General features: G+C 36.3%; 19 protein-coding genes. 17 read left to right on the forward strand and 2 right to left on the reverse strand.

Translation table 11 applies throughout. The features are described from left to right. Positions 1-42 precede the first annotated feature (42 nt). The 17 genes from WFZ86_RS11470 to WFZ86_RS11550 all read left to right on the forward strand — a co-directional run bounded on the left by WFZ86_RS11470 (position 43) and on the right by WFZ86_RS11550 (position 18877). Positions 43-2259, forward strand: a complete 2217-nt coding sequence (locus WFZ86_RS11470; protein WP_342692039.1) for a molybdopterin oxidoreductase family protein — start codon at positions 43-45, stop codon at positions 2257-2259. A gap of 16 nt (positions 2260-2275) precedes the next feature. Next, the gene (locus WFZ86_RS11475; protein WP_159686473.1) at positions 2276-2845 is read left to right on the forward strand and encodes a 4Fe-4S dicluster domain-containing protein; all 570 of its coding nucleotides are present in this window, start codon (positions 2276-2278) and stop codon (positions 2843-2845) included. Positions 2846-2957: 112 nt separating this feature from the next. Beyond that, entirely contained in the window at positions 2958-3473 is a 516-nt protein-coding gene (locus WFZ86_RS11480) for a Rieske (2Fe-2S) protein (RefSeq protein WP_342692040.1), read from the forward strand. A gap of 64 nt (positions 3474-3537) precedes the next feature. Continuing rightward, the gene (locus WFZ86_RS11485) at positions 3538-3786 is read left to right on the forward strand and encodes a DUF6755 family protein (RefSeq protein WP_159686467.1); all 249 of its coding nucleotides are present in this window, start codon (positions 3538-3540) and stop codon (positions 3784-3786) included. A gap of 76 nt (positions 3787-3862) precedes the next feature. Further along, complete coding sequence (locus WFZ86_RS11490) at positions 3863-5038, forward strand: molybdopterin molybdotransferase MoeA (protein ID WP_342692041.1); 1176 nt, start codon at positions 3863-3865, stop codon at positions 5036-5038. A gap of 101 nt (positions 5039-5139) precedes the next feature. Beyond that, positions 5140-5445, forward strand: a complete 306-nt coding sequence (locus WFZ86_RS11495) for a hypothetical protein (protein WP_159686461.1) — start codon at positions 5140-5142, stop codon at positions 5443-5445. Positions 5446-5668: 223 nt separating this feature from the next. After that, positions 5669-5998, forward strand: coding sequence for a winged helix-turn-helix domain-containing protein (locus WFZ86_RS11500; protein ID WP_342692042.1), 330 nt, complete (start codon positions 5669-5671; stop codon positions 5996-5998). Beyond that, positions 5995-6744, forward strand: coding sequence for a sulfite exporter TauE/SafE family protein (locus tag WFZ86_RS11505; protein WP_342692043.1), 750 nt, complete (start codon positions 5995-5997; stop codon positions 6742-6744). Before WFZ86_RS11500 ends, WFZ86_RS11505 begins: the two co-directional genes overlap by 4 nt. A gap of 88 nt (positions 6745-6832) precedes the next feature. Beyond that, on the forward strand, positions 6833-7402 hold the full coding sequence (gene mobA / locus WFZ86_RS11510) for a molybdenum cofactor guanylyltransferase (protein WP_342692044.1): 570 nt from the start codon (positions 6833-6835) through the stop codon (positions 7400-7402). Further along, positions 7399-7641, forward strand: coding sequence for a MoaD/ThiS family protein (locus tag WFZ86_RS11515; RefSeq protein ID WP_342692045.1), 243 nt, complete (start codon positions 7399-7401; stop codon positions 7639-7641). The genes mobA and WFZ86_RS11515 overlap by 4 nt, the downstream gene beginning before the upstream one ends. 88 nt (positions 7642-7729) lie before the next feature. Further along, positions 7730-8794 carry a ThiF family adenylyltransferase gene (locus tag WFZ86_RS11520; protein ID WP_342692046.1) on the forward strand — a complete coding sequence of 355 codons (1065 nt, stop codon included), beginning with the start codon at positions 7730-7732 and terminating at the stop codon, positions 8792-8794. Between the two features lie 25 nt (positions 8795-8819). Beyond that, positions 8820-9293, forward strand: a complete 474-nt coding sequence (locus WFZ86_RS11525) for a molybdenum cofactor biosynthesis protein MoaE (protein WP_342692047.1) — start codon at positions 8820-8822, stop codon at positions 9291-9293. 99 nt (positions 9294-9392) lie between these two features. Beyond that, positions 9393-10307, forward strand: coding sequence for a bifunctional molybdenum cofactor biosynthesis protein MoaC/MoaB (gene moaCB, locus WFZ86_RS11530; protein WP_342692048.1), 915 nt, complete (start codon positions 9393-9395; stop codon positions 10305-10307). After that, positions 10297-11304 (forward strand): GTP 3',8-cyclase MoaA, encoded by a 1008-nt coding sequence (gene moaA / locus WFZ86_RS11535; RefSeq protein WP_342692049.1) that lies wholly within the window; start codon positions 10297-10299, stop codon positions 11302-11304. The genes moaCB and moaA overlap by 11 nt, the downstream gene beginning before the upstream one ends. Before the next feature lie 315 nt (positions 11305-11619). Then, a complete protein-coding gene (locus tag WFZ86_RS11540) occupies positions 11620-12042 on the forward strand; it encodes a T9SS type A sorting domain-containing protein (RefSeq protein ID WP_342692050.1) in 423 nt (140 codons plus the stop codon). A gap of 2 nt (positions 12043-12044) precedes the next feature. Then, entirely contained in the window at positions 12045-18362 is a 6318-nt protein-coding gene (locus tag WFZ86_RS11545; RefSeq protein ID WP_342692051.1) for an FG-GAP-like repeat-containing protein, read from the forward strand. Positions 18363-18367: 5 nt separating this feature from the next. Then, complete coding sequence (locus WFZ86_RS11550; RefSeq protein ID WP_342692052.1) at positions 18368-18877, forward strand: hypothetical protein; 510 nt, start codon at positions 18368-18370, stop codon at positions 18875-18877. A gap of 1206 nt (positions 18878-20083) precedes the next feature. Here the strand turns inward: WFZ86_RS11550 and WFZ86_RS11555 are convergent. Together WFZ86_RS11555 and WFZ86_RS11560 are read right to left on the reverse strand one after the other, a co-directional pair. Further along, positions 20084-21076, reverse strand: coding sequence for a TerC/Alx family metal homeostasis membrane protein (locus WFZ86_RS11555; protein WP_342692053.1), 993 nt, complete (start codon positions 21074-21076; stop codon positions 20084-20086). Positions 21077-21105: 29 nt separating this feature from the next. Then, positions 21106-22617 carry a helix-hairpin-helix domain-containing protein gene (locus WFZ86_RS11560; RefSeq protein ID WP_342692054.1) on the reverse strand — a complete coding sequence of 504 codons (1512 nt, stop codon included), beginning with the start codon at positions 22615-22617 and terminating at the stop codon, positions 21106-21108.

The raw sequence follows: 22617 nt of genomic DNA on the forward strand, positions 1-22617 counted from the left end.
AGAAGTAAGGAACGGAATACTGACAATTGTAAAAAATATAAAATGGCAAAATTACCAGTCGCAGAAGAAAATATTATTGCCAAGTTTGGTCCACATTTGAATTATGCTCCCAAAGATGGCTATGAAGGTAGAGATGAACCCGATAAAAATGTAAAAACCCATTGTTGTTTTTGTGGCATGCAATGCGGTATCGAATTGTTGGTCAAAGACAACAAAGTGGTTGGTTTTGAACCTTGGATGGAATTTCCATTTAATGAAGGGAGATTGTGTCCCAAAGGCGTACAACGCTATTTGCAAAACAACCACCCCGACCGATTACTCTCACCTTTAAAGAGGGTAGAAGGACAGGGATTTATGCCTACTAGTTGGGATGACGCCATGGAAAAAACCGTTTCTGAAATTCAACGTATTCAAGAAAAATATGGGAAAGATGCTTTTTCGATGCTCTCAGGTGTTTCCTTGACCAATGAAAAAAGTTATTTGGTGGGTAAATTTGCTAGAGTCGCTTTGAAAACCAAAAACTTAGACTATAACGGTCGTTTGTGTATGGTGAGTGCAGGAGCGGGTAATAAAAAAGCTTTTGGTTTGGACAGAGCCTCTAATAATTATTCCGATTTAGAGTATGCTGAAGTAATTATTGTGGCGGGTGCCAATATTAGTGAAACGTTTCCAACCCTAACTCATTGGATTTGGAAAGCCCGTGATCGTGGTGCTAAGATTATTGTGGTAGATCCGCGCATGATTCCTTTGGCTAGAACTGCCGATATTCATTTGGATGTTCGTCCGGGAACGGATTCTGCCTTGTATGGAGCCATGTTAAACTATTTAGTAGCGCATGATCTTTTGGATCACGATTTTATTGATAATTACACTTCCGGATTTCAAGAAACAATTGATGCGGTAAAAGACTATACGTTAGAATGGGCTGAGGAAGTAACTGGAATCGATAAGAATAAAATAAAAGCTGCCGCCGAATTATGGGGCAAAGCCAAAACCAGTTTTTTATTACATGCTCGAGGAATAGAACACCATTCCAAAGGAGTGGACAATGTTGTAGGCTGTATTAATCTCGTGTTGGCTACGGGTAGAATCGGGAAACCTTATTGTGGTTATGGAACGATAACTGGGCAAGGAAATGGTCAAGGCGGTAGAGAACACGGGCATAAATGCGACCAATTGCCTGGAAATCGAGATATCGAAAATCCAGAACACCGTAAATATATTTCGGAAGTTTGGGGTATCAATGAAAAGGATTTACCCGGAAAAGGATTGTCTGCTTATGAAATTATAGAAGCTATTCATCGTGGTGAAATAAAAGGATTGCTTTCGATTTGTTTCAACCCTCTGGTGTCTTTGCCTAATAGCAATTACGTTCGCGAAGCCTTAGAAAAATTAGAATATTATGTTTGTATTGACTTTTTCTTGAATGAAACAGCTCGTCATGCCGATATGATTTTGGCGGGTTCTTTACAAGAAGAGGAGGAAGGTACCACCACCTCGGCAGAAGGGCGCGTCATTCGTATTCGTCAAGCGGTAACCCCTCCTGGAGATGCAAGAACAGATACTTCCATTTTATTAGAATTGGCAGATCGTTTGGGGGCCAAAGATAAATTTACCTACGACAATAGTGAAGCCATTTTTAATGAATTGCGAGTAGCGTCCAAAGGAGGAACAGCCGATTATAACGGAATCACTTATAAAAGAATAGAGGATAATATGGGCATTTTTTGGCCTTGCCCTACCGAAGATCACCCCGGAACACCCCGACTTTGGGAAGATAAAAAATTTAAAACCCCCGATGGAAAAGCCCATTTTAACCCAGCACCTTATAAATTACCAGGTGAAGTAGTCGATACAGAATATCCCGTGGTTTTGACAACAGGTCGAGTGGTTTCTCAGTATTTGAGTGGTACGCAAACCCGAAGAATAGGTAAATTAGTAGATCAATTTCCAGAACCCTTACTAGAAATTCATCCCAAATTAGCTCAGCAATATGGTATCCAACAAAGAGAATTGGTAAAAGTGTCCACCCGAAGGGGAGAAGGAATTTTTCCAGCGAATATCGTTGAAACCATTAGAGAGGATACGGTTTTTATCCCTTATCATTGGTCAGGAAAAAAATCAGCGAATCAGTTAACACCAGGAACTTTAGATCCCGTTTCTAAAATACCCGAATTTAAAGTGAGTGCTTGCCATTTGGAACCTCTAAAAGAAATAGCGGGGCCATCTAAAGAATCAACAGCTTATGCTAGTGTTTAATCTATAAAAAAGAAATATGAACTACACCAGTTTCAATACAAACGAGGAATTTTTTGTAGACATGCAACGATGTATAGGCTGCAAAGCGTGTGAGATGGCTTGTGCCGAATGCGAAACCAATGGGCAAGATTCTATGATTCATGTCAATTATGTAGATAGAGCTTCGACCATTCAAACTACGGTACAGGTTTGTATGCATTGCGATGATCCAGTGTGTGCTAATGTGTGTCCAGCTGATGCTATTTCAAAAGATGAATTTGGTATAGTGCATACTGCCAATACCGAGCGTTGTATTGGTTGTTCTAATTGTGTGATGGCTTGTCCGTTTGGCGTGCCTAAAAAGGAAGAATCCTACGATTTGATGATGAAGTGTACTATGTGTTATGACCGAACAAGTATTGGTAAAAAACCCATGTGTGCAACCGTTTGTCCTAGTGGAGCATTATTTTATGGTACTAAAGCAGAAATTGAAGAAATGCGACCAAATAGTACACCCATTAATACGTTTGTATTTGGAAAAGAAGTGGTCAATACCAAAGTTAATATAATGATGCCTAAAGGAAGTACGGAATTAATCATTTATTAGAAATTCCCAACTCCAAAGGGTAACTTCACAGCACATTGAATACCCATAACTTACAACTCATAGCAGAAAACCCTTAACTGATAACAGAAAACCGAAAACAGATAACTGTCTTATGTCAAAAGAAGATAACCTAAATAAAAATTGGAAGAAAGATTTTCCAATTCTCAAGCAACAAGCTAGTAATGTGAGTCGCCGCGATTTTGCCAAATTCCTCACCCTGGTTTCTGGTGGATTGATGGTGGGAAGCGGATTAGTTGCGGCCAAAGCCTATATACTCCCAAAAGAAGTAGTAGAAGGCGAACATTTCGTGTGTAAAAAAGACGAAATTCCTGTAGGAGGTACTCGTGCTTTTGTGATTGAAGGCAGCACCATTCCTTATATTTTAATTCATTTAGAATCGGGGGAATTCAAAGCCTATGAACAAAAGTGTACTCATTTGTCTTGCTCTGTTTTTTATAAGCCCGGTACGGATATTATTTATTGTCCTTGTCATAATGGTTCTTTTGATGCCAAAACAGGAGAAGTATTAGCCGGTCCTCCACCAAGAGCATTGCCAAATCTAGAAGTATTTTTAAAAGGGAATGACATTTTTGTAAAAGCTTCCAGCAGTGAAGCACAGTCGGTTTAAACTGAGAAATAAGTATCAGTAATGCAAATAGAGCATAAACAATAAACTTAAAATAAACGGATAAATGAGCACTTTTAGAACCCGTCAAAATCAAGCGAATCCCAACAAACTGAATAATATTCTCTCCACCTTGATATTTATATTGATATTGAATGTTACGATACAAATTTGGTTATTGTATGCTTCTTTGAACAATGCTTTAGAAAACAATCGAGAGATTTTGATTCCGGCATTTATTGCCTCACTGATTCTTTTTTTAATTGGTTTTGGATGGTTGTATTATTTGCCTTCAGGGAATAAACAACAACAATAAATGCAATTTATGTTATATTCTGACACCGTAAAATCAATTCGGAATTGTACTTTTGAATGCATCAAAAACTAATTTTATGATTACCGTTTCAGAAGCGTTTTCAATTTTACAAAATAATCTACCTACTCTTAAAGAAGAAAATTGCTCTTTGCTTGAAGCTAGAAAAAAGACACTTTCACAGTCCATCCATTCTCCAATCCACATGCCACCTTTTCGACAATCGGCTATGGATGGTTATGCGGTTGGTATACACGATAAGCTGACCTATGAAATTATTGGTGAAATCAAAGCGGGCGATGCCGAATCTTTTGTTTTGCAACCCGGTCAAGCGGTGAAGATTTTCACAGGGGCTCCTGTCCCAGATACAGCCCAAGCTATGATTCCGATTGAAAAAGTTACTGTGACACAATCGGTTTTGACAGTACAAAGTGTGCCAAAACTAGAGGATAACATTCGGCCGATAGGCGAACAAATCAAAAAAGGAGAGCTAGCCCTAGAAAAAGGAACTGAGTTGGATGCCGCAGCCATAGGTTTTTTGGCGGCTTTAGGAATAACGACTGTTCCGGTATATAAAAAACCAAGTGTTGGAATAGTAGTAACGGGCAACGAATTGCTTACTCCAGGTACACCTTTAACGTATGGGAAAGTGTATGAAAGCAATGGTGTAATGCTTGAAGCTGCTTTAATGGATGCTTTTTTTCAAGAGGTTGCGCGTTACGCTGTAAAAGATGATTTTGAAAGTACCAAAAACACCCTTCAAACCGCCATAGAAAAGCACGATGTGATTTTGGTTTCTGGCGGAATATCAGTAGGGGATTATGATTTTGTTGCCCAAGCATTGCAAGAGTTAGAAGTAAAGACGTTATTTCACAAAGTCAATCAAAAGCCTGGGAAGCCTCTTTTTGCCGGAAAAGTAAATGAAAAGATGATTTTTGCATTGCCTGGAAATCCAGCCGCTTGTTTGACCTGTTTTTATGTGTATGTGTTACCTACCTTAAAAAGAATTTCTGGACAGATTACGCAATATGAAGCAATGAATAGCTTGCCATTAGAACATCATCTTTCTGTAAACAACAGCCGAGCTCAATTTTTGAAAGCAAAAATCACGAATGGTAAAGTGGCGATTCTATCGCATCAGGCTTCTTCTATGTTAAATACTTTTTCAACAGCAAATGCTTTAGTATATGTAGTTGATGGGAATTATGATTTGAAAGAAAATGAATTAGTTACGGTATATGGGGTAAAGAATTAGTATTTTATTTGCAAAAAGATAATACTATTTTTATACTTTTATGTAAAATATAATACAACTATTGATTAGTTAGTTTAATAATAACCGAAAAAATAGCCGATATGATTTTAGAATACCAAGGTACGCACAAGGGTGTTCCAACAAAATTTACGATACGAATTGTTGGAAACAATTTATCAAAAAGTAGCTCCAATTATCAATTGGACTTGTATGTAGGGGATAAACAATTGCCTATGTTTACAACCTTTATCCATCAAAGTTTGTCCAATTGTTTAAAAGAAATCTATTTATTTAGAAAGCACAATCAAATGACTTTTGATAGCCATTCTGAAAAGATTCTTTCATTATATGTGCCTTACGATAAAGTACTGTACAATTATCATAAGGGAATGATATTTAGAGCTTAGTATCTAGTTTTAAATGAAAAGCTGTCCAAAAAGGGCAGTTTTTTTTATGCGGATATTGGAGAAAAAATTTCAGTTGCACGAATTAGATATGTAACAGATTCAATGCGATAATCAATTTTTTATAAAATCAAATTCGTTATATTTGTGAAAGCATAACGAATAGTTTTAAATCTAAAGTAAGTACAGATAAATAGTAACCGTTATCAAAAATAAATTTTACAGAATGAAAATTAAAAGTAAAATTTGGATTGAATCCGAAGAGGGAGTTTTGATTAGCGAAGGGCGAGTGCAATTGCTAAAGCTAATTGATGAAACGGGTTCGCTAAACAAAGCGGCAAAAGCGATGAATTTGTCTTATCAAAAAGCGTGGAAGTTAGTCGATGAATCCAACAAGGCAGCATCAAGCCCTTTGATTACTACTCAAATTGGCGGAAGCAAAGGCGGAGGGACTGTGTTGACACCTTACGGGAAATCGTTAATCGCTTCTTTTGAAACGATCAATCGCTCTTGCTGGGAGTATTTAGACGAACAATTAAAAAAACAAAATCTATGACGGTTGCCACACTTTTTGATTCACCACTTCTGCTACTTTTATTGCCTATAGTTGCCTTTTTGTATGCAAGTGTGGGACACGGAGGCGCTAGTGGTTATTTGGCATTGATGAGTCTTTTTTCATTTCCAATGACTTTTATGAAGCCTACAGCTTTGGTGCTGAATATCTTGGTTTCGGCAGTATCGTTTTATTTCTATTATAAAGAACGAAAAATGAATTGGTCGTTGTTTTATCCCTTTGCCCTTACTTCGATTCCGTTTTCATTTTTAGGTGGTTTTTTGACCATCAACGCTTTTTATTACAAAATAATTTTGGCGACTGTTTTGGTTTTTGCAGTACTTCGATTGCTGGGGGTCTTTGGTAAAGAAAATTCAGAAATAAGACCCGTATCCATTCCTATGGCGTTGACCATTGGAGCCATTATTGGTTTTTTGTCGGGCTTGTTGGGAATAGGAGGAGGAATAATCTTAAGCCCTGTTTTGTTATTGCTACGATGGGCTACCATCAAACAAACCGCAGCGGTTTCGGCCTTGTTTATTTTGGTAAATTCTATTTCAGGTTTAATAGGATTTGCGACCAAAGGCGGTACGTTGCCAGAAGCTTCCTTACTATTAATTGCGATTGTCTTTGTAGGTGGAGTATTGGGTGCTTTTTTTGGAAGTAAAAAAATGAATACGAGTCAATTGCGATATGTTTTAGCTTTGGTTTTGGGAATTGCTATTTTTAAATTATACACGACCGCATAAGAAGATGATAGAAAATAGACGAAAGATAAAAGACTAAAAAAATCGATTTATACTTCATTGAATATTTTTCAATTAATTGAATAGAGCTATGGAAAACACAATAACTGCTTATGTTTTAGCAGGAGGAAAAAGCCAACGAATGGGTACCGACAAAGGGTTTTTGGAATGGAAAGGGCAGTCTTTTGTGGTCAACATTATCGCTGCTTTAACTCCCGTAGTGGGGAATAATATCGTACTAATTTCTTCAGATGAACGATACGATGCTTTTGGGGTAACCCGAATTTCGGATATCGTGACGAACAAAGGTCCTCTTGGCGGAATTTACACGGCATTGAAACATACCACAACCAAACGCAATCTGATTTTGAGTGTGGATGTTCCAATGATTTCTTCCGAATTGTTACAGTGGTTGGTCAATTCACATTCGGATGCCTATCAAATGACACAAGTGCAAGTTAATGATAAACCAAGTCCGTTGGTCGCGGTGTATGATCGTTCCGTTCGCATTTTGTTGCCTGAATTTTTAGCAGGAAACCAACTGAAAGTAAGAAAATTTGTGGACGAACTCACACACCAAACAATCAATGTCCCTGAACAATGGAGTGCGCAATTGCAAAACATCAACACACCAGAAGAATATAAAAATTTAAAAGGATGAGCGTTACCCTAAAATATTTTGGCTTACTGGCAGAAATTACCCATTGCAACGAAGAACAAATGGAGTTGACTGCGTATGTCAATACGCTTTTGGGATTGAAAAGTGCGGTAGAACATCGTTTCCCTGCTTTTCAAAAAACAGCTTATAGCATTGCTTTGAATCAAGCGCTTTGTAATGATGACCTTGCTTTGAAAGATGATGATGAGATTGCTTTTTTGCCTCCTTTTGCTGGTGGATGATAAAGCACTTTTTAGCTAATCACTAATTACTAATCACTAATTACTAATCACTAATTACTAATCACTAATCACTAGTTACTTTAAAAAAATGCACAACAACACCCGCTATTCCCGACAAACCATTCTCCCAGAAGTGGGAGACCTCGGTCAGCAAAAATTACAAAACGCTCGTGTTTTGGTGATTGGTGCTGGTGGTTTGGGCTGTCCGGTTTTGCAGAACTTAGTAATGGCTGGTGTTGGGCATATCGGAATTGTAGATGGTGATGTAGTGGACGAATCCAATTTGCATCGTCAGTCCTTGTATACTCATTCGGATGTGGGACAACAAAAAGTTGTGGTGGCCAAACAAGCGCTACAGGCACTCAATCCTGAAGTTGACCTAGTCGTTTTTACTGAATATTTCGATTCGAATACTGCGACTATGGTCGAGAAGTATCAAATCATAGTCGATTGTACCGATGCTATTGGTGTTCGGTACTTGATAAACGATGTGGCGGTGGCCAAAAGAATTCCAGTTGTTTACGCCTCGATTCATAAATTTCAAGGGCAGGTTTCGGTGTTTAATTATCAAAACGGACCTTCCTATCGTTGTTTGTTTCCAGAAAAAGAAGAAGGAATCACCATTCCGAGTTGCGAAATGTCGGGAGTGCTGGGAGTAGTTCCGCAAGTTTTAGGGAGCTTTCAAGCCACCGAAGTACTGAAAATTATTTTAGGAGTTGGGGCGGTCTTGTCGGGTAAACTATTACTATATGATGCCCTTCGTGCTCAAACCCAAATGATGACTTTCGCTAAAAATCAAAAAGCGATTGAAAAAGGTATCATCAACGGAAATAAGATATTGAATACTAAGAAAAAGCACAACGGTCTAGATGCAACAGCTTTTTTAGAAAAATGCAATTCACCTGAAATTATAGTGATTGATGTTCGGGAAGTGGAGGAACTTCCGGAGTATAAAGGAACGAATATCATTCAGGTTCCTTTGGGAGAACTAGCAGCGTACAGTAAGCATTTGAATAAAAATCAGGAAATAGTATTGTTTTGCCAAACGGGTCAGCGTAGTCTTGCAGCGATGCAGTATCTAGAAAAATCAGGATTTACTAACATTTTCCATTTAGAAAAGGGTGTAATATCATTACAAAACCAATTACAATAAAAAATTAAAAAGATACACTAGAATAATGTCAAAAGAAAAGCCAAAGAAAAGTTCCTTTATCCAAGGACAAATCACCGCCGAGTTCATTGGGAATTCAATCGCCAAGCACCAAAGCAAAACCAGTATTGGAGCACATAATATTTTTCTAGGTCAAGTACGTGCCGACGAAATTAACGGAAAAAAAGTAACCGCCATTGACTATTCGGCTTATGAAGAAATGGCAGAAGCTTCATTCCATACCATACGCGAATCGGCTTTCGAAAAGTATGAATTGACTTGTATGCATATCTACCATAGTTTGGGCAGAGTGAATGCGGGCGAAATTTGCCTTTTTGTTTTTGTTTCTGCTCCAAGACGCAAAGTGGTTTACGAAGCTTTGGAATATTTGGTAGAGGAAATCAAAGAAAAAGCACCCGTGTTCGGGAAAGAAATTTTTGAAGACGAAACCTATGTTTGGAAAGATAATAGCCCCCTAACCCCCGAAGGGGGAACAACATAGCTTGTTTTAAATTTTTGGTTGAAATGCTAAAACTCTAAATCCCAATTCCCAAATCCTAAATTCCAAATCCTAAATTCCAATTCCTAAATCCTAAATCCAATGGTAGACATTACTCATAAGATAATCACCCAACGTATCGCAACCGCTCAAGCGATAGTAAAAGTTGGGACAACTGCTACAATGCAAGCGATTGTAAACAAAACGGTGCCCAAAGGCGATGTTTTGGAAGTGGCTCGAACTGCTGGTTTGTTTGCGGTAAAAAATACATCGAATGCCATTCCGGATTGTCATCCAATACCGATTGAATACACCGGAATTGAATACGAATTATTAGAGGATTCTATACTAATAAAAGTAACCGTAAAAGCCATTTACCGAACTGGCGTTGAGGTTGAAGCCATGCACGGTGCGTCAATTGTAGCCTTAACGATGTATGACATGCTCAAACCTATTGACAAACAAGTCGAAATTTCAACCATCAAACTCCTGCATAAAAAAGGCGGTAAATCCGATTTTGGTGACAAAGAGAGACGGGATTTGTCTGTAGGGGTTATCGTGTGTTCCGATAGTGTGTCGGCTGGCAAAAAAGAAGATCGTGCGGGTAAAGTGATTACGGAGAAAATAACGAATTTAGGGTTGAAGGTATCTCATTATGCTATCATTCCAGATGAAATCAAAGACATTCAAACCACTATCAACCAGCTCTGTGAAGACCAAAAAGAGTTAATTATTCTAACCGGCGGCACAGGTTTGTCCAATCGAGACGTTACACCAGAGGCGATTATTCCATTATTAGATCGTCGTATTCCTGGTATTGAAGAAGCGATTCGTTCGTACGGACAACAGCGCACGCCTTATGCTATGTTATCTAGAAGTGTGGTGGGTTTTAAAGGCAATACGTTAATTATGGCTTTACCAGGATCTACGGCAGGAGCTAGCGAATCTATCGATGCTGTTTTTCCATCGGTCTTGCATTTGTTCCAACTTTTAAATGGCTTCAATCATGGGCAATAATTCCCCTTTGTTGCAGGATACGCACCAGCGTAATCATTCTTATTTGCGCATTTCGATTACCGAAAAATGCAATTTGAGATGTACCTATTGCATGCCTGCCGAAGGAATTGCATTAACGCCAAGACCGCACTTAATGACCGAAGACGAGATTGTTACCATTGCGCAAACCTTTGTGGATTTGGGCGTGACCAAAATCCGACTCACAGGCGGTGAGCCTTTAGTGCGTAAAGAAGCCCATTCCATTATCGAGCGATTGGGACAATTGGGGGTGCAGCTTACTCTGACGACCAACGGATTGTTGATTCACGATTTTATTTCCACGTTTAAGAAAGCAGGAATAAAAGCCTTGAATGTAAGCATTGATAGCTTGCAAAAAGAAAAATACAAAGCCATAACGCGTAGGGATTCTTTTAATCAGTTATGGAGCAATATTGCATTGCTACAGCAAAATGAGTTCCAAGTCAAATTGAATGTCGTGCTAATTAAGGGGTTTAATGACAATGAAATATTGGATTTTATTGCATTAACCAAAAAACAAAACCTCCAAATCCGTTTTATTGAGTTCATGCCTTTCGATGGCAATCAATGGAATAAAGAAAAACTCGTTTCTTATGCGGAAATCATAGAACAAGTCCATTCGGTGTATTCAGAAACCCAATTGCTCCGAATACAAGACCAGCCCAACGATACCGCTAAAAATTATAAAATCGATGGGTTTAAAGGTAGTTTTTCGATCATCAGTTCGGTTACCAATCCGTTTTGTAGTACCTGCAACCGAATTCGCTTAACTGCCGACGGAAAACTAAAAAATTGCTTATTTTCCAATTCAGAAACGGCTTTGTTGCCCACTTTGAGAGCAGGAAACCCCATCGAACCGCTTATTTATGAAAACATCCAATCCAAACACGCGATGCGTGGCGGTATGGACAACGATGCCAAGTTTCAAAATCCAGACTTATTTTCTCAGAATAGAAGCATGATTAAGATTGGTGGGTGATTTTAAATTGAAATTTACACCCTTCTTTAGAAAAAGTCAAGTCATAGATAGTCATATTGGAACAAATGATTTTTTATTATTTAACCCAGATCCGCATTAGACTTCGTAGCGAAACTGAATTATTCAATAAAAGCAAGTGTTCACGAACAATTCTTGAAGAAGGAAACTTGGTTCATCAAATACCTATGAAAAACAATGTTTTATTAAATTCTCATCGAAATATAATAATTGATTTATACTTTTAGGACAGTCTCTTTTTTTATTACAGGAAATAGTTTTAATTTTGCAGTTTTTTATTACCAAAATAAACTTAAAATGAAAAAAAACTGTACCCTTTTGTTCTTTTTGTTTTCCCTGTTTGCATCAGCACAAGGCAAGCTAGTATTCAATTATGATACAGCAGGCAATCAAGTGTTGCGAGAGATTTGTTTGAGTTGCACGTCTAAGAATGTAAAAGCTATTGAAGACCTGAAGGAAGAGGATTTATTAGTTATGGACGAAATATCTTATTATCCTAATCCGGTTTCAGAGGAATTATACCTGAGTTGGGAATTAGTGGATGAAAAAAAAGTTTCCCAACTTCAAGTACTATCTATGAGTGGCCAAACAATAAAAACTATAGTACCTGATAGAGGTCAACTCACGCTGGGTTTTCAAGGATACCCAAGCGGAGTATACTTCATTGTATTTTCTTATAACAATGGAGAAGAAAAAACCATCAAAATTTTAAAGAAGTAAACATGAAGCATTTTTATACGATTTTGTTTTTGATTAGTAGCCTTTTTGTAACGGCACAAACTGGAAATTCATCAGAAGTGGGTATAACAGAGGGAGAACTTTCGGTTTCTTTATCAGGAGGTGCTACTTATTCAACTCCTTTGGCAGTGCCTCCTGGAATAAATGGTGTGGTTCCACAAATAAGTTTGGGGTACAATAGCCAAAGCGGGAATGGGGTAGCTGGTTTTGGTTGGAACATATCTGGAATTTCGAGTATTACACGAATTCCCAAAACTAAATTTCATGATAATACAGTTGATGCTGTAAGTTTGAATACAAATGATCGATTTGCTTTAGATGGTCAACGATTAATTGTTAAAAGTGGTACCTCAGGGGTGTATGGTGGTGATAAGACTCAGTATGAAACAGAGAATTTTTCTAATATAAAAATCTCGTCCATTGGTGTTCATCCTAGTGGAGTAAATTATGGACCTGCTTACTTTATTGTACAATATCCAGATGGTTCTAAAGCGTATTATGGTAACTCTACGGATTCAAGGTCGATAGCTTCTTGGTCAATAACTTACTGGGAAAACCCACAAGGAGTGAGAATTAGTTATAACTATTTAAATAGTAATAACAATTTGAATATTGAATACATAAAATATGGTAGTACATCAATCAATACGCCTATTAATCAAATTCAATTTATATACAAAACGAGACAGCGGCCCGAACAGGCTTATATTGGGGGCCAAACTTTTCTAAGAAACACGATATTGAGTCAGATAAAAGTTTCCTCTAATAGTGTGGGCTTTAGAAATTATGCGTTAAGTCATGAGATAACTTCTTTGGGATACGAACGTCTAACAAAAATAACGGAGACAAGTGGAGATGGAACTAAAAGTTACAACCCTACTGTTTTTACTTATGATACAAGACAAGAATCTATTGTAAGCGGTTCTATTGTTACCAATATAGATATGTCTGACGTTTCTGCATATAACACTTCTTACGTTTCAGGAGACTATAATGGTGATGGAAGCATAGACTTTATTTTATATCCAACTTATGGTACAAACGCTAAAAAAAAGTATTGGTTTTTTTCTGGATTAAAAACCGATGGAAGTTTAAATATTCCATTGGAGCAAAATATTGGTGCTTTTGATGAAATTTTTACTTCAACAATTTTAACGAACTATGCTGGTAATTATAAGTTATTACCCAAACAAGGCTGGACAATAATCAAAAATAATCCCGCTACAAATACGGCTGTTTTCTCGAGTTATGCAGCTGAAACAGGGGTAAGTCCTATTGTTCTACGTAGTGAAAAAACTATTCAGTTTCCTACTTTCTCATGGGGATATCCTGCGATTTGTGGGAATTATTCTAGTTATGTCACTAAAACATATGAAATTCCAAAGAAATTTTTCAATGGCGATTTTAATGGTGATGGACTAACAGATGCAATTGCTATAGAAGAGTCTTTGATTTATAGGTCAACCTGTGATAGAACGGATTTGCGACCTGGAGGGAATGTTTATTTTGCAAATTTGGATCCAAGAATTACCACAACTTCCGCAATTAGCGCAGGAAACATTAGTAATTATTCTGGGGGAAATGTGCAAGTTGCTGATTTTAATGGAGACGGTAAATCTGATGTATACATCTTTGGCTATCAAAAATGTAGTATTTATGGGATGAACGCTAACGATCAATTTGTATTACTTACTGAAATTACAGGTGACATTAATATTGCTTCTACTAGGAAAGTGCTATTTGGGGATTACAATGGTGATGGTAAAACAGACTTTTATATTCAAAAAGTAGATAATGGTAATGACTATGTAAGGTATTTATCTTCAGGAACTACATTGATAAAAAGCGCAACTGTGTTTACCCCTACAGCCGTTACTAATCCAGCCAATACTGGATTAACATGTAACAATACTTTTGTCCAATTAATACCAACAGATATTAACAAAGATGGGAAAACAGATTTTGTTTATATCGGAAAGAGTAGTTGTAAAGAGAGTTCTAGTTCTAAGTTAGTTAATACTACTCTTTCTATTAACTTGTTCAAGAATATGGGGGAAAGTTTTTCTCTCGAATCTTCTACCAGTTTATCAAATAGTTCGCCTATTGGAACATCTGCACTACCCATATTTCTGAATTTTGATAAGATAAATTCTAATATGGAAATTGATTTTATTTCAGATAATAAAATTTTCAATTTTGTTTCCACTAAAGATTTTAGTATTGAATCGCTCTTGAAGTCTGTAACTACAGGAAACGGAGTTATTCAATCGATTGCCTATAAACCTTTAGTGCCTGAAAATTGTTCCTTTAATTGCAAGCCCTTATATGCACCAGAAACTTTAGTAGAGAATTATCCAAATGTTGATATATTTTCAGCACCAAGTTTTCAGGTGGTTGAGAAGCTTGAAAAAAAGAGCGCCTCAGTAAACAAAAAACAAGTATACAGCTATTATGGGGCTGTCTCCAATGTATCGGGTTTAGGCTTTTTGGGCTTTAAAGCAACCATGAAGACCAATTGGCATGATGATACTACATCAATTATTTCAACTATTTCTAAATTTGACATTTCTAGACGTGGAGCCAATACTGAAACTTATACTGTAAATTATCAATCTTCTCCAAGCAGTAGTTTTGCCCCAACAGATTTTATATCTAAGGCTGTAATGACATACAATACAGCAATTGATGCATTACAAGCCAACAAAGTTTTCAAACTTACAAATTCCTCATCACAACAATTTAATGGATTAGAAAATACTAGTTCAGAAACAACTACTGTATTTGATGGTTATAATAATCCAACTAAAGTTACTACGGTTGTAAAAAATGCAGGTACTCTTGAGCAAACTACAGTTACAGATATTGTTTATGAAGACCAGCCAAATGCACAAGAATATTATGTAGGACGTCCTTTAAGTAAAGTGCAAAGTGTGACTGCCAATAGTCAAACATTATCTAGTGAGGAATTGTATACTTACACCAATCATTTACTTACAACCATCGAGAAAAAAGGAAATGACCCAGAGTATATAACTGAGTATAATGCATATGACTTATTTGGGAATATTACCACCAAAACGATAAAAGCACCCACTATAGGATCAAATCCAGCACCGAAGCCAAGAAAAACTAGCTATGCGTATGACACAACAGGTCGCTTTTTAATTAAAAGTACAGATATTGAGGATTTGTCCACTACTTTTGTTTACAATACTGATGGTACCCTAAAATCAGAAACCAATCCGTATGGTTTAACCACAACTTATACTTATGATGCATGGTTCAAGAAAACCAAAACTACTGATTATTTAGGCAAAAGTACTACCTATACCTATACTCGAAGCGGAAGCACTACTCTGGTAACGTCTACTGGTGATGATGGGAGTAGTAGCCAAGAAACATTTGACGATTTAGGCCGAAGAATCAAAACGGGTGCCAAAAATTTAAATGGAGTTTGGATATATACAGATTATTTGTATGACATCTACGATCGAAATTACAAAACAAGTGAGCCTTATTCTGGAGCTACTGCCAGCCAATGGAACGAAACCGTTTACGATGTCTATGGAAGACCTACTCAAAGCAAGGCTTTCACAGGAAAAATAATAACAATAGATTACACTTACGCTACACTTGTTACGACGGTTACTGATGGGCCCAAAACAAAAACAACCACTAAGAATGCTATTGGGAACGTAGTAACAATGACCGAATCACCAGGAGGCACTATAAAATATTCGTATTATGCTAATGGTAATCTCAAAGAAACGGATTATGATGGGATAATAACAACGATTACTCAAGATGGTTGGGGTAGAAAAACTAAATTGGTAGATCCCTCTGCGGGTACTTATTATTATGGGTATAACGGTTTTGGAGAAACCACTTCGATGACTACACCTAATGGAGTAACACTATATGAATTAGACGATTTTGGCAAAATCAAAAAGAAGACTATTACAGGTACTAATACTAATAGTTTTACGGATTATGTATATGATGCTACTTCAAAATTGTTGCTCTCCACTACATTTACAGATGTAGCGAATGCGAATGCGAAAACCACTAATATTGTGGAATATGATCCTAAGAAACGAATAATTAAAACTACCGAAACAACACCTTATGCTAGATTTATAAAAGACTTTACCTATGATGCTTTCGGAAGAGTAGAAAAAGAGACCAGTACCGCCACTTTACTAGCCAGCGGAAAATCAAGTACGAAAACAACAAAAAATACCTATCAAAATGGGCAATCCTATCAGTTATTAGATGACGCAACTAGTCTAGTATTATGGCAAGCTACTACGGTAAACGCAAGAGGACAACTGCTTACCGGAAAAATGGGGAACGGCATTGATATAATCAATAGCTACGACACTTATGGCTATGTTACCCAAATGAAACACGACAAAGCAGGTGCCACTCCTACAAATATCATGACACTAGGGACCGTATTTGATATTCAAAAAGGAAATTTGGATAGTAGAACGAATAGTTTGTTTACCTATAACGAAGCGTTTGCTTATGATAATTTAGACCGATTGATTAGGTATCCTAATGCTCTTGGAGTAAAAGAAACACAAGACTATGATGATCGAGGCCGTATCACACAAAACAGTATAGGATCTTATAAATACGAAACTACTGCGAATCCTTACCAAAATAGTTCAATTGTCCTAACGCCAGAGGCAACTACTTATTACAAAAACAGGTCAGCCACAGCCAGTACAGCCAAGGCAAGTGCACTAAAAATACCACCACCGCAACCAAAGAGTACTATTGGCTTAGAAATTACTTACAATGCTTTTAAAAGTCCTGTATCGATAAAAGAAAAGGGAGGGAATGAGCTGTATATTGACAAGGTAGACTATACCTATAATGACGACAACAGTCGCAGCACTATGTTTTATGGAGGGTTGCAAGACGACAAACTCCTTCGTTCCTTACGCAAACACTACAGTGCTGATGGCAGTATGGAGATTAAAGAAAACCGCACCACAGGTACTGTAGATTTTGTTACCTATCTTGGTGGAGATGGTTATACGGCTCCTTTACTAGTAAAAAGTGATGGTACAACACAAAATTATTTGTACCTTCATCGCGATTATCAGGGCAGTATTTTGGCTATAAGCAACAGTACAGGAGTAGTTGTAGAAAAGCGCCTTTTTGATGCTTGGGGTTCTTTGATAAAATACTGGAATGCTAGTGGAGTTACCGCTGTCCCAACTGGTGCAGGAGGTTTACTTTTGGATCGTGGTTATACTGGTCACGAGCATTTGTTAAGCTTTGGGATTATTCATATGAACGGTCGTTTGTATGACCCCAAGTTGCATCGTTTCTTGCAACCTGATAACTTTGTACAAGAGCCTTTTAATACGCAGAATTATAATAGGTACAGTTACGTTCTTAATAATCCATTGAAGTATACTGATCCTAGTGGGGAGTTATTTTGGATGCCCATAATTATTGGAGCGGTCATTGGAGCTTATAGTGGTGGAACACTTGCAAACAATGGAGAATTAAATCCTTTTAAATGGGATTATAGTTCCGGGAAAACTTGGGGTTATATGTTAGGAGGAGCCATAGTAGGGGGGATTTCAGGTCATGCTGCAAATATTGTTGCAACAAGTGGCGTAGCTTTTGCAAACACCCAAGCTATTATAGTAGGTTCTTATATAAATAGTGTAGGGACTTTTATGTACACTGGAGGCAAAACAGATGTAAGTGTTAGCTTCGGTATAGGTTCCTTCAATTTTAGTACTGGAGAATTTGGCTATCTTGGTAAAAGAGGGAATTCGTTTATGGAGAATTTAGGTTATGGATTAGGGGCTTTGGCAAATGTTTCAGATGCCTTGGCAGGAATGAAACCTGGGCAAGTACAATTAAATACTGAACATTCTGACGCAATAGGTCATAGTGCATTAACTAAAGTAGGCGAAACAGATGGTCTAAATTCATTAGTTTCAGTAGGACCAGATGTTACTGGAAAAGGGATTTTTAATCCACTTAATTTTCAAAATAAAGCCGTTAATTGGCATAATTATGTTGATGTAAAGGGGACTTGGAAAAAAGTTGTAGAGGGTGTAAATTTAAAATCTTTGGCAAATTACAGCAAAGGTTTAGCAAACGGAGCAAAATATAATTTATACTTTTCAAGTTGTGTAAATCATACCGCTAGGGCATTAACTATGGCAGGTGTTCCAGTACTGGGCATACATCCATTTATTTTAAATGCTCAAATTTACTTGAGAAATGTAGGATTTAGACCCTCTTTATTTTCTTATCATTTACAAAAATAACTATTATGAGACTTATATTTTTATCAATGCTTTTAACAATTTATTCAAATCGAGTAGAAAAAAATGAAGATAGATTTATATACCAATCAAATAAGTTTCCTTGGTATATTTTTTATGACTCAAACAATGACGATTGTGATTTTATCGAAATTGGAGGTATCAAATACGGATACATAGATAAACTTATAAAAGTGAACCAAAAAGATACAATTTCAAAAAGTGAAAAAGGCATTTTGTTTTATAAAAACAAAAAATTGTGTTATTACAGTAAAGACTTAAAGAAAGAATTTTTACTTGTAAAAGTGAATTATAAAGATAGTTTTAAAGATAAACGATTTAAAATTTTTGACACATATGCTTTCTTTAAAGGCAAGTCATTCTTATTAACCGAAAAACAGAATAAAGATTTTTATAATATTGTAAAATCTGATTTTGAAATTTTTGAGGGTGCTAATAAACGTAAATGTAAAAATTTTAATTTTGAGGATTTTTTAATTAAATCCAAGAATAATTGATTAAGTAGCAGTTTTATTTAGCTATGTTAAACAAAAGCCGAGCGAAATATTCGGCTTTTCTGTTTATGAAATACTTTGAATTTTCCTTTTAGCAATAAAAGCCCCAGTTCTGCAAAGTGTTCTTATTAATAAATAAATGTGTTGTGTATGCTGTGCAAAGTGTCCTCACTTTGCGCCCTTTTAAATCGTTTGCTAATCCGCAAAAGTGTTAAAAGTCTCCCGATTTTAATCTTGATCTTTTTGATAGATTGAAATTACATTTGTTGTCCGTAAAGTGTTTAGAGGTATGATTAGTCATAATTGTTTGTGAGCTTCACGAGAATCTACTCGCTTCAAAAGACAAATAGAATCGATTACAATATGTTTAAAACCATTTTGTTATGAAGTGTTTTTGTTTTGGAAATACTAATTAAAACTAGGTTTCAGCAATGGTTTTGTCGCTTACTTCATTTTTTTTTTTGCGTTAGGGATTGTAGTGGAAATCCTTTTTTGAGGCTCTTTTTGCCTCAAAAAAGATTGTAGCGTAAAGCCCGACCCTTGTGGTAACGCCCAAATAATTGAAATGTTGTTAAATACGAAACTACTGCAAATCCTTACCAAAACAGTTCAATAGTCTTAACACCAGAGGCAACTACTTATTACAAAAATAGGTCAGCCACAGCCAGTACAGCCAAGGCAAGTGCATTAAAACCACCACCGCAACCAAAGAGTACTATTGGGTTAGAAATTACTTACAATGCTTTTAAAAGTCCTGTACTAAAAAAGGGAAGCCTACAACAATAGGAAATACTTTCTCAGAATTTCTTGATTTGTATCTGAGTAATTCGATAGAATTACAATTTGATAAAGAAGAAAGTTGAAAAAATAAAGTAAAGCCGCTAAGGGAGTAAGTAACGTAGTTTGCCATTCAGTTGAAGCAGGAGTAATAAATATGTTGGTATTACGAATAATCTTGCACGTAGAGTAGCCCCGACGTCCTAGATATGCAGTAAATATCTCGTGAACGGATAGTGCAGATACAAGTAAGAGCAAATAAAACAAGTGAAAAACTAAAAAACCTCGCAGTCTATCTATTGCGAGGTTTTTTGTGTTTTATAGCATTGCTATGTTTTTAGCGAAAAAGCCTTTGAATTTTTTTGGGTTAAACTAAAATTTTATAAAAATAAATTGTATTCTATTTATTATAAAATGATGCTATTCTAATAATTATTCTTTACTAGGAAACATAATAGATGCTATTACAGATATCACTAGTATACCACCAATAACCAATAATGAGTAAACAGATTCAATATGGTAGAAAGGAGAAATTATCATTTTGATACCAATGAACGACAAGATGAAAGCTAAACCATACGTAAGTTTACTGAATAAATGAATGAAATTATCTAAAAGGAAAAACAAAGCTCTTAATCCTAAAATTGCAAAAATATTAGAGGTATAAAGGATAAATGGATCGTTTGAAATGGCAAAAATTGCTGGAATAGAATCTACTGCAAATAATAAATCAGTAAACTCGATTACGGCAACCACTACTAAAAGAGGTGTCGCTAATTTTTTCCCGTTTTCGTAGGTGAAGAATTTATCCCCATCGTATTTATCAGAAACACTAAAAAACTTTCTGATCAATCTCGCTCCTCTTGTATTGTTGTAATCTTCATCATCATCATCATCTCCAGCAGACCACGATTTGATTCCTGCATACACAAGGAATAATCCAAAGGCTGTCATGATTAAATTAATATCGTATTTGAAACCTTCTATTCCAACAAGACTTAAAAGTTTGTTTAAGTAAGTAAGTTCTATTAAAAATGCTCCTGAGAATATAAAAATGGCTCGTAAAACCAAGGCTCCTATAATTCCCCAGAATAAAACTTTGTGCTTGTTTTCGTTTTGTACATCAAAAAATTTAAAAACTAATATGAAAACAAAAAGGTTGTCTACAGAAAGTGCTTTCTCGATCCAATATGCAGATTGGAACTCATAAAATTTACTTGGCCCTGCAAAATGATAGATTAAACCACTAAAAATCATGGCTAAACTTATCCAAACTAATGACCAAGTAATAGCTTCTTTATTACTTACGACATGGCTTTTCTTGTTGAAAATTCCCAAATCCAGCAATAGCATGATCAATACAGCGACCGCAAATACTATTATAAGTCCTGGATGTTCTGAAAAAATAGGGTGTTGATTCATTTTAAATATTAATTAAGTTAGATTTTAAATTATTTATTGGCCATTGTAACTACTATAACTCTGCCGCCTTCTTCTTTAGAAAGCAGTATTTTTTTGCCGTCGGTAAGCTCCAGCATGGTTCCGATTGGAATTTCTTTATCTTCGGTAATATCTTTTAATGAGGAGAGTTTTTGATTGACAAATACCCACTTATCATTATGAAAAGTAAAATAACCTACAGGAACCTTTTGTTCTGATGAAAGCTTTTCATTTCTGGCAATATTACGATTAACATGCCATTGAAACAAGTATTGGTCGTTATAAACCATCAACCTATGATTCTCAGGTTTCCAAACGGTTTCCTGAAACTGATAGTACAAGTCTAAAACAGGAAGTGTACCCTTGTGAGAAGTACCACAAAAGGGACATCTAGGTGTATTGGTATTGTCAAAAACGTACCATTTTTGTTCACAGGAAAGGTTATGGCATTTCTGCATTAAATCGGTTGTTTTGAGTAGTGCAATTTCCCATTCTTCGGCAGTTGGTCTTTGCATCGGATTGTGTAATCCATCTATAAAGACTTTATCAAATAGGGTTTTTAAATATGGGCCGGTTATTGTATAAGGCAATTTATCAATATCTGCCCAAGGCAAATCCCACTTTGAAACCTGATTAAGTTTTGGTCGGTTCATTGGGTCTGTTGGATGCTCAATAAACATTGCCTTTTCTCCCATCGATAGCAAATCGTCTTTTTCTGTGTCTAAATCGTGTACTTTACCTCCTTTTAATGGATGTCTATGTAATAAAAACATATAGATTAAAACCGGCAACGCATGTAAATCTGTTAATCGGTTTGGTAATTTTCTATTTGGGTCTGATTTGTCTAAATGTTTTGTCGAAAGTACTTCTGGAGCGATAAACTCGGCAGTTCCTATTACTTCTGCGGGAAACAATCCAGGTACGACTAATCCGTCCAAATCAATCATACAAGCTGATTTATTGATCGGATCAATCAAAACATTATTGTATGATAAATCAGAATGCGCTAATCCCATTGCATGCATTTTTTTTACACCACGAGACAAATTGACACAAACCTGAAAGTAACTTAGCCAATCACCTAGCTCTGATTTGGCCACACGAAGAGGAAAATGCGGGTTCCTAAAATTTGATCCTGCAAACCATTTTCCGTTTTTCTCTTTTCCTTGAATTAAATCACTGGTTTCGTATCCTTTTTTAAAGAAAAATTTAGAATCATAGATAGGAACAATAATTCCTGTTAATCCTCGATGTTCAATAACATCTGTCGGCCATCTGTACACCTCATTCAAATAATAATCGCCAGCATCACCGTTTTGAATCTGAGTTAAATATTTATTGGTAATTCTTTGAAGTCTTTCTTTTTGATTAAAATCTAATTTATCCCGAAATATGGCAACAACATATTTTTTATCAGGACTAAAATAGACATCTTTTACACCACCACGCATGGGGTCACCATTATCTACAAATTGATAAGATTTTGAAGTATCATTAATTGATTTTACTGAAATAGTAGTCAT

It is taken from the genome of Flavobacterium polysaccharolyticum, assembly GCF_038739875.1.
Lineage (GTDB): Bacteria > Bacteroidota > Bacteroidia > Flavobacteriales > Flavobacteriaceae > Flavobacterium > Flavobacterium polysaccharolyticum.